Consider the following 14127-nt stretch of genomic DNA (forward strand, 5'->3'; position numbering starts at 1 on the left):
CGGCATTCATGCCAGACGTAACCCTGACCACCCTGCAAGGCCTCAAGCAGAAAGGCGAGAAGATCGTCATGCTCACCTGCTATGACGCCACCTTCGCCAAGACTGCCTGCGAGGCGGGCGTCGAGATGCTGCTGATCGGCGACTCCCTGGGAATGGTTCTGCAAGGACACGACAGTACCCTGCCCGTCACCGTCGAAGAGATGGCCTATCACACCGCGTGCGTCAAACGCGGTAATCGTGGGGCGATGATCGTCGCGGACCTGCCCTTCATGGCCAACGCGACGATCGAGCAGACGCTGGACAACTCCGCCACGCTGATGAAAGCCGGGGCGCATATGATCAAGGTCGAAGGTGCGGCCTGGTTGGCCGAGTCCATTCGCCTGCTCGCCGAGCGGGGCATTCCGGTCTGTGCGCACATGGGATTGACGCCTCAGGCGGTGAACCTGTTCGGTGGCTACAAGGTGCAGGGCAGGCAGGAAGCCCAGGCGCAGCAGATGATCGCCGATGCTCGGGCCCTGGAGGCCGCTGGCGCCGCGCTGCTGCTGCTCGAGTGCGTGCCCAGCGAACTGGCCGCACGCATCACCCAGGCGGTCACGGTGCCGGTGATCGGCATCGGTGCGGGTAGCGCCACCGATGGTCAGGTCCTGGTGCTGCACGATATGCTCGGGCTGTCGCTCAGCGGACGCGCACCGAAGTTCGTCAAGAACTTCATGCAGGAGCGGGGCGACATCCCCGGCGCCATCGCCGCTTACGTCCAGGCCGTGAAGAGCGCAGAATTTCCCGCAGCCGAACATGGATTCTCAGCATGAACGTGGTAAGGACTGTCGCCGATCTGCGTGCCGCGGTGACCCGCGCGCGCGGCGAAGGCAAACGCATCGGCTTCGTGCCGACCATGGGTAACCTGCACGCCGGCCATATCGCGCTGGTGAAGAAGGCCGGCCAGCGCGCCGACTTCGTGGTGGCCAGCATCTTCGTCAACCCGCTTCAGTTCGGTCCCAACGAAGACCTGGCCAGTTATCCACGAACGCTGACTGCTGATCAGGACAAGCTGTTCAATGCCGGCTGCCATCTGTTGTTCGCTCCCGGCGTCGAAGAGATGTATCCCCACGGCCAGAAACTGCAAACCATCGTCCGCGTACCCGGCGTCTCCGAAGGGCTCTGCGGCGGTAGCCGCCCGGGTCATTTCGATGGCGTGTCCACCGTAGTCAGCAAGCTGTTCAACATGGTTCTGCCGGATCTCGCGGTATTTGGCGAGAAGGATTACCAGCAACTAGCCGTTATCCGCACCATGGTCCGCGACCTGAACATGCCTGTGCAGATCATCGGCGAGCCCATCGTGCGCGCCGAGGACGGACTGGCGCTATCTTCGCGCAATGGTTATCTCAGCGCCGATGAGCGTGCGGCCGCCCCGGTGCTGTATCGAACGCTGCAGCAACTCGCCGATGCCATTCGCCAGGGGAACCGCGACTACCCGGCCCTGCTGGCCGCTGGCAAACAGGCGCTCGAAGCCGCAGGGCTGCGTCCCGACTACCTCGAGATCCGCCATGCGCCGGACCTGCAACCGGCCACGCCCGAGCATCACGAGCTGGTGATCCTGGCGGCGGCATTTCTGGGCAAGACCCGACTGATCGACAATATGCAGGTTCATACCAGCTGATTCACTGCGGATCGAGCCGATCATCGGCACCCGCCCCGTCCGCCCCGGTATTGATCGCACTCCGGGGTTCGGGCACACTCTGCGCCGCTTGCGCACCCGGAGGACCCCGCCATGCACGCCATCATGCTCAAGGCCAAACTGCACCGCGCCCAGGTGACCCATTCCGTGCTGGACTACGAAGGCTCCTGCGCCATCGACGGCGACTGGCTGGACCTCGCCGGCATCCGCGAATACGAACAGATCCAGATCTACAACGTCGACAACGGCGAGCGCTTCACCACCTACGCAATCCGCGGAGAAGAGGGCTCGAAAATCATCTCGGTCAATGGCGCAGCCGCGCACAAGGCTGGCGTCGGACATCGGCTGATCATCTGCGCCTACGCGCACTACAGCGAAGCCGAGCTGGCCAACTTTAAGCCCCACGTACTCTACATGGGTGCCGATGGTGAACTCAGCCACACCAGCAACGCCATTCCGGTTCAGGTCGCCTGATCGGTCTGGTGTTAGACAAGCCCGCAACGCCTGCCGCGCTGCGGGCTTTTTTTGTGGCCGGGGTTTGCCCCGCCCGCCAAAGTCTGCAATGGTCCACGGCTACGCAGGCCTGCGAGCGCAACGCTTCGGAACGCCACGCGCTTTTGCCAGTCAGACCAGTCTCGACGGTGCAGGAAGCACCGCCGCCGCTGCGGCCTCAACCGCAGCGGTACGCGCCAGCTGCATTCAGGATGAATGCTTGCGTGCCAGCATGATCGAATGACTGTCCGCGCCCATTGCAGACCCGCAGACAGTCCGCCACAGCAAAGGAAGCCGCACAACCATGAGCTATTACCAGCACCCTCTCGATGCCACCAGCCTGTCGTCCTGGAAGGCCTTGGAAGAACATCGCCTGGCCATGCAGCACTTCAGCATGCGCGAGGCGTTCAAGGCCGACCCGACGCGCTTCGACGACCTGTCGGTTTCCTGCTGTGGCCTGTTTCTCGACTACTCGAAGAACCTGATCACCCCCGAGACGCGCGCGCTGCTGGTGAATCTGGCGCGTGAGGCTGGCGTGGAACAGGCGGCCCGCGCCATGTTCGAAGGCGAGCGGATCAATGCATCGGAAAACCGCCCGGTGCTGCACACCGCCCTGCGCCGGCCGATGGGCGACTCGGTACTGGTCGACGGTCGCAACATCATGCGCGACGTGCACGCGGCGCTGGCGCAGATGACCGATATCGTGACTCGCATCCACAACAACCTCTGGCGCGGCTTCAGCGACAAGACCATCACCGACGTGGTGAACATCGGTATCGGCGGCTCCTTCCTCGGCCCGCAGCTGGTGTCCGAGGCGTTGCTGCCGTTCACCCAGCATGGGGTTCGCACTCATTACCTGGCTAACATCGACGGCAGCGAATTCCGCGAGGTGACGGCCAAGCTGAACGTCGAGACCACCCTGTTCATCATTTCCAGCAAGACCTTCGGCACGCTGGAAACCCTGAAGAACGCTCAGGCGGCGCGCACCTGGTACCTTGGCAAGGGCGGCACTGAAGAGAAGCTCTACCGCCATTTCATCGCGGTCACCAGCAACAAGCAGGCCGCGGTCGATTTCGGCATCCGCGAGAAGAACATCTTCCCGATGTGGGACTGGGTCGGCGGCCGCTATTCGCTGTGGTCGGCAATTGGCCTGCCCATCGCGCTGGCCATCGGCATGTCCAACTTCAAGGATCTGTTGTCCGGCGCCTACAGTATGGACCAGCATTTCCTCAACGAACCGTTCGAAAGCAACATGCCCGTGCTGCTGGCGATGCTCGGCATCTGGTACCACAACTTCTGGGGCGCACAGAGCTACGCCTTCCTGCCGTACGACCACTACCTACGTAACTTCGTCAAACACCTGCAGCAGATGGACATGGAATCCAACGGCAAGAGCGTGCGCCAGGATGGCACGCCGGTGTCTTGTACCACCGGCCCGGTCATCTGGGGCGGGGTAGGTGCCAATGGCCAGCATGCCTATCACCAGTTGCTGCACCAGGGCACACCACTGATTCCGGCCGACTTCATCGTGCCGGTGGTCAGCCACAACCCGGTCGCCGATCACCATGAGTGGCTCTACGCCAACTGCCTGTCGCAGAGCCAGGCGCTGATGCTCGGCAAGTCCCGCGAGGAGGCCGAGGCCGAACTGCGCGCCAAAGGCATGGACGAGGCCGAAGTGCAGCGTCTGGCCCCGCACAAGGTCATTCCGGGCAATCGCCCGAGCAATACCGTGGTCATGGAAACCATCAGCCCCGGCCGCTTGGGGGCACTGATTGCACTCTACGAGCACAAGGTGTTCGTCCAGGGCGTGATCTGGGGTATCAACTCCTTCGACCAGTGGGGCGTCGAACTCGGCAAGGAGCTGGGCAAGGCCGTCTACGGTCAGATGACCAGCTTCGATGCGCCACCGGCCGAGGATGCGTCGACCCAGGGCCTGATCGACTTCTTCCGTGGACGCCATCGCGGCTGATCCGCTCGCACGCCGGGCACCCTCACCGGCCCGGCGTGCCGCTCGCCGCAGCGTTTAGCGGTGTGCGATCGTCTCCGATCGGGCATGGGGCATCCTGATGCCGGGCTTGGCGTACCATGAGCCTCCCCCTGCCGATCAGATCCGCCATGGAACCCATTCGCCGTCATATCGAAACTCAAGTGCTCAGCCTGACCGGCCTGGCCATCGGCGGTGTCGATTATGAAAACCCACCGGGCGATCCCGGGCTGTTTGGCCCGGACGCAGTCTGCTGGCGCGTGCATGGCGATTTCACTTCGATGTTGGTAGGCGGGATATCCGCGTTGTTGTTGCAAGCCCTGCATCCGCTCGCGCTGGCGGGCGTCTGGGATCACTCGAACTTCCGTGAAGACCTGCTCGGTCGGCTACGGCGCACCGGGCAGTTCATCTCGGCCACGACCTTCGGCAACCAGGCCGACGCACAGCGGCTGATCGAGCGCGTCCGCACGATCCATTTGCAGGTGACCGGCCATGCAGTTGATGGCCGCCCTTATGCCGCCTCCGATCCCGATCTGCTGACCTGGGTGCACGTCGCCGAAGTCAGCAGCTTTCTCAAGGCGCACCTGCGCTACCTCAACCCGGCGTTATCGGTTCAGGCGCAGGATCGCTACTACGCCGAGGTGGCGCGGATCGCCGAGGCGCTCGGCGCGCGCGACGTGCCGCGCTCGCGTCAGGACATTGCCGACTACTTGCAGGCGATCCAGCCGCAGCTACGCTGCGACGAACGCTCGCGGGAGATCGTGCGAATCCTTTTTGCAGCCCCCGCGCCCAGCCGCCTCGCCAAACCCTTCGGAGCGCTGATGATGCGTGCTGGCGTCGACCTGCTACCGGACTGGGCCAGCCGGATGCTCGATCTCGAGCAATCGCGCCCCGAGCGCCAGCTGATCCGCCTCGGTGTCAGACGCACCGCGCCAGTGCTGCGCTGGGCCGTGCGCAGCGGCTCGGTTCACCGCGCTCGCAGACGGATGGGCCTGCCGCCCCGCTAGCGTGACCAACAGGTTCCGCCTGTGGAGCCACCCCGGAGCCTATGCCACCATGAGCGCCCCGCGGGCGCCCGCATCTTCCGGAGATAAGCAGCATGCAAGAAGTCGTCATCGTCGCCGCCACCCGCACTGCCGTCGGCAGCTTCCAGGGCGCTCTGGCCAATATCCCCGCCGTCGAACTCGGCGCCGCGGTCATTCGTCGTCTGCTGCAGCAAACCGGACTCGACCCGGCCGAGGTCGATGAAGTCATTCTCGGCCAGGTCCTCACTGCCGGCGCCGGCCAGAACCCGGCACGTCAGGCCGCCATCGGCGCTGGGCTGCCCCACGCGGTTCCCGCGATGACCCTGAACAAGGTCTGCGGCTCCGGGCTCAAGGCGCTCCATCTGGGCGCTCAGGCGATCCGCTGTGGCGATGCCGAAGTGGTGATCGCCGGCGGCATGGAGAACATGAGCCTGGCGCCTTACGTCATGCCAGCGGCGCGCACGGGCTTGCGCATGGGCCATGGCAAGCTGCTCGATAGCATGATTCAGGATGGCCTGTGGGATGCGTTCAACGACTACCACATGGGCATCACCGCGGAAAATCTGGTGGACAAGTACGGCATTACGCGCGAAGCGCAGGATGCCTTCGCAGCGGCGTCCCAGCAGAAGGCCAGTGCGGCGATCGAAGCCGGCCGCTTCCGGGACGAGATCACGCCGATCGAGATCCCCCAGCGCAAGGGCGAACCACTTGTTTTCGATACCGATGAACAGCCACGCGCCGGCACCACGGCCGAAAGCCTGGCCAAGCTCAAGCCGGCGTTCAAGAAAGACGGCAGCGTCACGGCCGGCAATGCCTCCAGCCTGAATGACGGCGCCGCCGCGGTGCTGCTGTTGAGCGTCGAAAAGGCCGCGGCGCTGGGCCTGCCGGTCCTGGCCCGCATTGCCAGCTACGCCAATGCCGGCGTCGACCCGGCCATCATGGGCATCGCGCCGGTATCCGCCACCCGACGCTGCCTGGAAAAAGCCGGCTGGACCCTGGACCAGCTCGACCTGATCGAAGCCAACGAAGCCTTCGCCGCGCAGGCGCTGTCGGTAGGTCAGGAGCTGGGCTGGGACACCGACAAGGTCAATGTCAACGGCGGCGCGATCGCCATCGGCCACCCGATCGGCGCATCGGGCTGCCGCATTCTGGTCACCCTGCTGCACGAGATGATCCGCCGCGACGCGCACAAGGGCCTGGCGACGCTCTGCATCGGCGGCGGCCAGGGTGTCGCGCTAGCGCTCGAGCGCTGATCGGGCCTCATCACGCCGGTCAGCGCCGGTAATTTCCGCTAGACTGCGCGGCCCTCTCCTCCGAGTCGCCGCGCATGCTACCTCTCGAACAGGCGCTGCGCGCCGCCCTGCACCGCCGCGACGCTTTGATTGCCGACCTGCACCATCAGGGCACCGACTGCTATCGGCTGTTCCATGGCAGCCAGGAAGGTGCGCCCGGGCTTACGGTCGATCGCTACGGTCCGCAGCTGCTGGTGCAGAGCTTTCATCAGTCGCTGGAGCGCGACGCGCTGCTGGCCCTGCATGCACAAAGCTGCGCAAGCCTGGGCGTAGTGCTCTCACTGGTCTATAACGACCGTTCGCAGGGCAACTCACGGATCGATCGCACCGATCCGGTGTACCGCGCCGACGAGCGCGCACTGGCAGACCAGACCGCCCGGGAATGGGGCTTGAACTACCGCGTCCGTGCGCGCCACAGCGGCCAGGACCCTTTGCTGTTCCTCGACCTGCGTAACGCCCGCGGCTGGATCAAGGCCAACAGCGCCGGCAAGTCGGTACTCAACCTGTTCGCCTATACCTGCGGGGTCGGGCTCTGTGCGGCCGCAGGCGGCGCCTCCGAGGTGCTCAACCTGGACTTCGCCGAGAGCAACTTGGCGGTCGGCCGGGAGAACGCCGCACTCAACCCCGACCTGTCGCCCATGCAGTTCCTCCAGTCGGATTACTTTCCGGCGATCCGCCAGCTCGCCGACATGCCGATCCCGCAGCGACGCGGCCGCTCTCTGCCTGACTACCCGCGTCTTTCGCCGAAGCAGTTCGACCGTGTACTGCTCGATCCACCTGCCTGGTCAAAGAGCGCCTTCGGCACGGTCGACCTGCTACGTGACTATCAGAGCCTGCTCAAGCCCGCGTTGGTCGCCACCTCCGAGGATGGCGTGCTGGTTTGCTGCAACAACCTGGCGAAGGTCGGCCTGGAAGAATGGCGCGAGCAAGTGCTGCGCTGCGCAACGAAGGCAGGCCGGCCCGTGCGCGAGTGGCAGGTGCTGACGCCGGCCGCCGACTTTCCATCCACCGACGGGCGGGCCCCGCTGAAGATCCTGGCCCTGCAACTGTGAGGCGCAGCGGTTCTCGAACCGCATAGAGGAACCCGCATGTCATGCCATACTCCAAGGCAGTTCACTGCCCGGAATGTAGGTCCGCATGCCCAACGGAATGAAGCGCGCGCTCATCGCCCTGATGACCGCACTGATCTGCTATTGCCTCCTCGGCTTTCTGATATTGCCCGGCGTTGCCCAGCGGGTTGTCAATCAGCAACTGATCCAGTACGCAACGGTACCGGCGCGCCTGGAGCGCATCGAATTCAACCCGTTCAGCCTCGAGCTGACGCTGTTCGATCTGCGCCTGGGCGAGCCCGATAAACCGCAACTCGGTTTCGAGCGCCTTTACCTGAATTTGCAGTGGAGCAGCCTCTGGCACCGGACCCTGCAGATCGAAGACATCGAACTGGTTGAACTGCACACCGAAGTGGTTTTCGACAAGAACGGCGTACTCAACCTGACCCAGCTGTTCGACCTGCCGCCGGCTGAAGAGACCCCGGACGAGGAAGAGAAGGAGCCGTTCGCGCTGAGCATCGGTCGCCTGCAACTGGTGGAAGGCTCGGTTCACTTCGCTGACCAGCGCCCCGCAGAGCCCATCGATTTCGTGCTCGACTCGCTCAACTTCGAGCTTCTCAACTTCGCCACCCGTTCGGAAGATGCCGCCGACGCCGTGCTGGTGGCCAAGGGCCCCGACGGTTCGCGGATCGACTGGAAAGGCCAACTCAACCTGTCGCCGATCAGTTCCTCCGGCGAGCTGGAAGTCGACGGCCTGGCGCTGAAGACGTTCTGGCCCTATGTCCGTGACGTGGTGCCCCTGGTGCTTAACGACGGACAGCTCAGCCTGCGAACGGCTTACCGGCTGGATCTCAGCAACGAAACCTCGTTGCGCTTGAGCGATGCCACCGCGACCCTGACCTCGCTGAGCCTGGACAGTCCCGACGCAAAGCCGTTGGTGCGCATGCAGCGTGCACAACTTGCCAAGGTGTCGCTGGACCTGCAGAAGCGCCAGGTCACCCTGGGCCAGCTTCGCAGCGAAGCGCTGGAAAGCTGGCTGGTACGTGAAGCCGACGGACAACTCAACTGGCAACGCCTGCTGGCGGATCAAGCCGATGCGCCGTCACCCGACAGACCAACGAACACAGCGGCGGACCAGCCCCGTCCGGACACGCCGCAGGCCGTGGCGCCTGAGTCAGCAGCGCAACCGTGGCGCATCCTGCTGGAAGATGCGCAGCTGCGGGACTATCAGCTGCACTTGGCTGATCACGTGCCCAATGAGGATGTCGAACTCGACGTCGGGCCACTTGACCTCGACGTCCAGCATTTCGACAGCCGCGGCGACACCCCGATGGAGCTCAAACTGGCCACCGAGATCGGCAAACAGGGCTCGCTGAGCGCCGAAGGGCAGCTGGCATTGGCTCCGATGCAGGGCCAGTTCGACTTGACGCTGCAGGGTATCGACCTGCGCCTGGCGCAGCCCTACCTGACCCCCTTCGTTCATCTGGAGTTGCGCAGCGGACTGCTGGCCAGCCAGCTCTCCGTCGAACTCGAAGGCACCGCCCCCCTCGCCCTGCATGTTGGCGGGTCTGCGGAAATCTCCCAGCTACACACCCTGGACACGATCCAGGAGCGCGATTTCCTGAAATGGCGCTCGCTCAAGCTGGACGGCCTGGACTACCGCTACCCGAACGACCTGCAAATCGCCGGGATCGATCTGGAGCAGCCCTATGCCCGCTTCATCATCAACCCAGACCTGACCACCAATATCAACGACCTGCTGGTCGACAAATCCGCGCCAGATCCCGAGCAAGCTGCGCCACCTGCCACGCAGCCGGACGCGCCACAAGCGCCCGCGAGTCCCTTTGCGCTGCGCATCGGCGGCATTCGGATCGCCGATGGCTCGGCCAATTTCTCTGATCTGAGCTTGCGCCCCCCGTTCATCACGGCAATCCAGCAATTGGAAGGCCACATCGGCACCCTCGACAATCGGCAGCACAGCGCAGCCAGCGTCGACATCAAAGGCAAGGTGGACCGGTACGCGCCCGTGAGCATCGAGGGGAGCCTGACGCCGTTCGACCCGCTGCAAAGCCTGGATATCGCGACCCGCTTCCGCCGGGTCGAGCTGACCACCCTGTCGCCATATTCGGCCAAGTTCGCCGGTTACCGTATCCGCAAGGGCCGCCTCAATCTCGATCTCCATTACCGTATTCAGCAGGGCCAGCTGAACGCCGAGAACGAAGTGGTGCTGGAGCAGCTGCAGCTAGGCGAGAAGGTCGACAGTGAGCAGGCGGTGGACTTGCCAGTCCGCCTGGCCGTCGCCCTGTTGAAGGACAGCAGCGGCACCATCGCCCTCAAGCTCCCGGTGCAGGGTGACCTGAAAAACCCACAGTTCGACGTAATGCCTATCGTCTGGCAGACGCTACGTAATCTGGTGGTGCGAGCGGTGAAGTCGCCGTTCAAGTTTCTCGGTGGGCTGGTCGGACACGAACAGGCCGACCTCAGTGAGATTCCATTTGCGCCAGGCAGCAGCGAACTGAACCGGGACGCGCGCAGTCGACTCGACGCCCTGGCGGCGGCCCTCAAGGAGCGCCCCGTACTGCGCCTGGAGGTCGAAGGCAGGAGCGCCCCGACACTCGATGGCCCGTTGCTTGCCGAGCAGTGGCTGCAACGTGAATATCAGCAGACCTGGTACAAGGTACTGCAACGGCGCGGTGACAAGGTACCCGCCGACGCCGCGGAGCTGCAGATCGGCGAGGAGGAGAAAAGCGCCATGCTCGAGGGAATCTACCGCAGCCGTTTGCAGCAGCAACCACCGAGCGAATGGCAACAGCTGGACGAAGACACTCGCACCGGACTCCTCCGCCAGGCAATCCTCGACAGCCGCGCGAGCAGCACCGCACTATTACGACGGCTGAGTCGGGAGCGTGCGGCCAGCATCAAGGACTATCTGGTCGATGGCGCCCAACTGGCAGCCGACCGCGTTTACCTGCTCGACACCGGCATTACCGAAGCGCCCGAAGGCCAGGATGTGTCGACTGTGCTGCACCTGGAGGCCGAATGAAGCGCGACGTAACGAAGCCCAGCCAGTTGGCTGCCCTGCTGGGGATCGTCCTGCTGAGCCCGGTGGTTGCCTCTGCGGAGAGCCTGCGCTGCGGCAGTGATCTGGTTAGCACCGGCGACCGAGCGTTCGAAGTCGAGCGCAAGTGCGGCGAGCCGCAGCAGCGAGACTTTGTCGGCTACACGCTGAGCGCTAACGAGCGGCGCGAAATGGCACGTGAGGAATGGGTCTACGGGCCACGAAACGGAGTGTTCAGCATCCTGACCTTCGAAGGCAACCGCCTGGTCCAGATCGAAACCCGTCGTGCGCATTGAGCGGGGGACCACCCGATGAAGCCGACAGCCGTCCTGTTGACGATGTTGCTCCTGGCGTTCGGCGCGGTGGAGGCCGCTGCATCATCGACCTTCCGCTGCCGCAGTACCCTGGTCAGCCTGCAGGCCACGACCGCCGAGGTGGCCGCCAAATGCGGCGAGCCATCGGCTCGCGCCCTGACCGGGTACCGCGAAACCATCGACGACTACGGGTTCCGCCACGAAGTGCCTGTTGAAGAATGGACCTACGGGCCAACCAACGGCATGTACCACTTCCTGCGCTTCGAAGGGAATCGTCTCACCCGGATCGACAGCGAACGCCAATAAAAAAAACCCGCTGCAAGCAGCGGGTTTCGGCACCAGCGGTGCGGTATCAGTCGACTGCTTTCAGGCCATCGGCGGAGACATCTTTGACGCCTTCGATGCCCTTGGCCTTGTTGATCGCCATCTCACGCTGCGCTTCGCTGGCTACGGTGCCAGACAGCGAGACGACACCGTCGTTGGTTTCAACTTCGATCTTCATGCCGGGCGTCGAGTCGCCTGCCAACAAGGCGGATTTGACCTTGGTGGTGATCCAGGTGTCGGACATGACTTCACCGGCTTCGTTAGCGGTGCGCTCGGCGGAGTTTTCCAAGTCGCTGTCGGTGGCGGCCAACATCATCGGTTGGGCGTCGCTCAGTGCAGGCGTGACGTCAGCGAACGCAGCCCCTGCCAGCGGCAAGCTCAAAGCGGTGGCGATGGTGGCAGCGGTAATAGAGGTCTGGATCTTGTTCATGGATAGCACTCCTGTTTCTCATGGTCGCTGCGGCACAGTCCTGCCGCAGAGTCAGCATATACATCGCAAGCGGCATGCCAACAGCATTGATATCTAAAACAACTTTAAAATCAATATGTTAACTAGACAACAATGTCGCTTGGCCACTAGCACTCTGCATGTTTCGCTCAACCGAGGCGTGCAGAGTGCAATGCTGCGTAGCTCGTTTCGGTTCGCTCCGCTGACCACAGGCCAAAAAAAAGAGCCCCGAAGGGCTCTTTTCGTTACGCCGGCAGATCAGGCGCCGGACGCCTCGGCGGCCGCCACGTCCTTGATGGACAGCTTGATACGGCCACGGTTGTCCACGTCCAGCACCAGAACCTTCACTTCCTGGCCTTCCTTGAGAACGTCGGTGACCTTCTCGACGCGCTGATCGCTCAGCATCGAAATATGCACCAGACCGTCCTTGCCCGGCAGGATGTTGACGAAGGCGCCGAAGTCGACAATGCGCTCGACCTTGCCCACGTAAATCTTGCCGATCTCGGCCTCGGCGGTGATGCCCAGTACGCGCTGCTTGGCAGCCTCAGCGGCTTCCTTGGTCTCGCCGAAGATCTTGATCGAACCGTCGTCCTCGATGTCGATCGAGGCCTTGGTCTCTTCGCAGATGCTGCGAATGGTGGCGCCGCCCTTGCCGATCACGTCGCGGATCTTGTCCTGATCGATCTTCATGGCAATCATGGTCGGTGCGTTGGCCGACAGCTCGGTGCGCGACTGCGCGATGACCTGGTTCATCTGGCCGAGGATGTTCTGGCGCGCTTCCAGGGCCTGGCCCAGGGCGATCTCCATGATCTCCTCGGTGATGCCCTGGATCTTAATGTCCATCTGCAGTGCGGTCACGCCTTTGACAGTACCGGCTACCTTGAAGTCCATGTCGCCGAGGTGGTCTTCGTCACCCAGGATGTCGGTCAGAACGGCGAACTTCTCGCCTTCCTTGACCAGGCCCATGGCGATGCCGGCGACCGGCGCCTTCATCGGCACGCCCGCATCCATCAGCGCCAGCGAGGCACCACAGACGGACGCCATGGAGCTGGAACCGTTGGATTCGGTGATTTCCGATACGACGCGGACGGTGTACGGAAACTCGTCAGCGCTCGGCAGCATGGCCGCGACGCCACGACGCGCCAGGCGACCATGACCGATTTCGCGGCGCCCGGTTGCGCCCATGCGGCCACATTCACCGACCGAGTACGGTGGGAAGTTGTAATGCAGCATGAAGGCATCGCGCTTTTCGCCTTCCAGGGTGTCGAGCAGTTGGGCGTCGCGTGCGGTGCCCAGCGTAGCGACGACCAGCGCCTGGGTTTCACCGCGAGTGAACAGCGCCGAACCGTGGGTTTTCGGCAGCACGCCAACTTCGATATTCAGCGGACGCACGGTACGGGTGTCGCGACCGTCGATGCGCGGCTTGCCGTTGACGATGTTCTCGCGAACGATGCGGTACTCGATCTCGCCGAAGGCTTCCTTGACCTCGGAAGCCGAAGGCTGGCCTTCTTCGCTGGCGAACTTGGCGACGATCTGCTCACGCAGCTCGCCCAGACGCGCATAGCGGTCCTGCTTGACGATGATGGTGTAGGCCTGGGAAATCTGCTCGCCGAACTCGCTGCGGATCGCATCGAGCAGCGCGGTGTTCTCGGCTTTCGGCTGCCAGTCCCAGGTGGGCTTGGCGGCTTCGGCAGCCAGTTCGTTCACGGCCTGGATCACGGCCTGGAACTCGTCGTGGGCAAACAGCACGGCGCCCAGCATCTGGTCTTCGGTCAGCTCCTTGGCCTCGGATTCGACCATCAGCACGGCGTCCTTGGTGCCGGCCACGACCATGTCCAGGCTGGAGGCCTTGAGCTGCTCGTAGTTCGGGTTCAGCAGGTAGCCGGTTTCCGGGTGGAACGCCACGCGCGCGGCGCCGATCGGGCCGTTGAACGGAATGCCGGAGATGGCCAGTGCGGCGGACGTACCGATCATTGCGGCGATGTCCGGATCGGTCTTCTTGCTGGTCGAAACGACGGTGCAGATGACCTGGACTTCGTTCTGGAAGCCTTCCGGGAATAGCGGGCGGATCGGACGGTCGATCAGGCGCGAGGTCAGCGTTTCCTTTTCGGAGGGGCGCGCTTCACGCTTGAAGAAGCCGCCAGGGATCTTGCCGGCTGCGTAGGTTTTTTCCTGGTAATGGACCGAGAGCGGGAAGAAGCCCTTGCTCGGATCGGCGGTCTTGGCGCCGACCACGGTCACCAGCACGGTGACGTCGTCGTCGACGGATACCAGCACAGCGCCGGAGGCCTGACGGGCGACGCGGCCAGTCTCGAGGGTTACGGTCGACTGACCGAACTGAAATTTCTTGATAACCGGGTTCACGGTGGTTCCTTCTCTATGTTGCCTTGGGGGAATCGTTATCTGCGCCCTACGGGCAGAGCCTCACGCCGGGCGCTTGTCGCAAATTCTTGGGCAGTGACGGGT

Annotated in this window: 12 protein-coding genes; 10 read left to right on the forward strand and 2 right to left on the reverse strand. The window is 63.7% G+C overall.

Annotation, left to right across the window (positions count from 1 at the left end; all coding sequences use genetic code 11):
• Positions 1-8 precede the first annotated feature (8 nt).
• From panB to KCX70_RS17400, 10 genes are all read left to right on the forward strand, one after another.
• The gene (panB, locus tag KCX70_RS17355) at positions 9-809 is read left to right on the forward strand and encodes a 3-methyl-2-oxobutanoate hydroxymethyltransferase (RefSeq protein WP_212618272.1); all 801 of its coding nucleotides are present in this window, start codon (positions 9-11) and stop codon (positions 807-809) included.
• Positions 806-1657 (forward strand): pantoate--beta-alanine ligase, encoded by an 852-nt coding sequence (gene panC / locus KCX70_RS17360; RefSeq protein WP_212618273.1) that lies wholly within the window; start codon positions 806-808, stop codon positions 1655-1657. The genes panB and panC overlap by 4 nt, the downstream gene beginning before the upstream one ends.
• 111 nt (positions 1658-1768) lie before the next feature.
• A complete protein-coding gene (panD, locus tag KCX70_RS17365; protein ID WP_021205856.1) occupies positions 1769-2149 on the forward strand; it encodes an aspartate 1-decarboxylase in 381 nt (126 codons plus the stop codon).
• Positions 2150-2471: 322 nt separating this feature from the next.
• The gene (gene pgi, locus KCX70_RS17370) at positions 2472-4136 is read left to right on the forward strand and encodes a glucose-6-phosphate isomerase (RefSeq protein WP_212618274.1); all 1665 of its coding nucleotides are present in this window, start codon (positions 2472-2474) and stop codon (positions 4134-4136) included.
• 146 nt (positions 4137-4282) lie between these two features.
• Entirely contained in the window at positions 4283-5158 is an 876-nt protein-coding gene (locus KCX70_RS17375; protein WP_212618275.1) for an oxygenase MpaB family protein, read from the forward strand.
• 92 nt (positions 5159-5250) lie between these two features.
• Positions 5251-6429 (forward strand): acetyl-CoA C-acetyltransferase, encoded by a 1179-nt coding sequence (locus tag KCX70_RS17380; RefSeq protein WP_212618276.1) that lies wholly within the window; start codon positions 5251-5253, stop codon positions 6427-6429.
• A 74-nt stretch (positions 6430-6503) separates the two neighbouring features.
• A complete protein-coding gene (locus tag KCX70_RS17385) occupies positions 6504-7520 on the forward strand; it encodes a class I SAM-dependent rRNA methyltransferase (protein WP_212618277.1) in 1017 nt (338 codons plus the stop codon).
• A gap of 85 nt (positions 7521-7605) precedes the next feature.
• Complete coding sequence (locus KCX70_RS17390; RefSeq protein ID WP_212618278.1) at positions 7606-10560, forward strand: DUF748 domain-containing protein; 2955 nt, start codon at positions 7606-7608, stop codon at positions 10558-10560.
• Positions 10557-10871: a DUF2845 domain-containing protein gene (locus tag KCX70_RS17395; RefSeq protein ID WP_021205849.1), complete on the forward strand. Its 315-nt coding sequence runs from the start codon at positions 10557-10559 to the stop codon at positions 10869-10871. The genes KCX70_RS17390 and KCX70_RS17395 overlap by 4 nt, the downstream gene beginning before the upstream one ends.
• A 15-nt stretch (positions 10872-10886) precedes the next feature.
• Positions 10887-11195: a DUF2845 domain-containing protein gene (locus KCX70_RS17400; protein WP_021205848.1), complete on the forward strand. Its 309-nt coding sequence runs from the start codon at positions 10887-10889 to the stop codon at positions 11193-11195.
• Between the two features lie 46 nt (positions 11196-11241).
• Here the strand turns inward: KCX70_RS17400 and KCX70_RS17405 are convergent, their stop codons facing one another.
• Both KCX70_RS17405 and pnp read right to left on the reverse strand, forming a co-directional pair.
• Positions 11242-11643: a BON domain-containing protein gene (locus tag KCX70_RS17405; RefSeq protein ID WP_021205847.1), complete on the reverse strand. Its 402-nt coding sequence runs from the start codon at positions 11641-11643 to the stop codon at positions 11242-11244.
• 276 nt (positions 11644-11919) lie between these two features.
• The gene (pnp, locus tag KCX70_RS17410) at positions 11920-14025 is read right to left on the reverse strand and encodes a polyribonucleotide nucleotidyltransferase (RefSeq protein WP_212618279.1); all 2106 of its coding nucleotides are present in this window, start codon (positions 14023-14025) and stop codon (positions 11920-11922) included.
• Between the last annotated feature and the right edge of the window lie 102 nt (positions 14026-14127).

The organism is Stutzerimonas stutzeri (assembly GCF_018138085.1).
Taxonomy (GTDB): Bacteria; Pseudomonadota; Gammaproteobacteria; order Pseudomonadales; family Pseudomonadaceae; genus Stutzerimonas; species Stutzerimonas stutzeri_AI.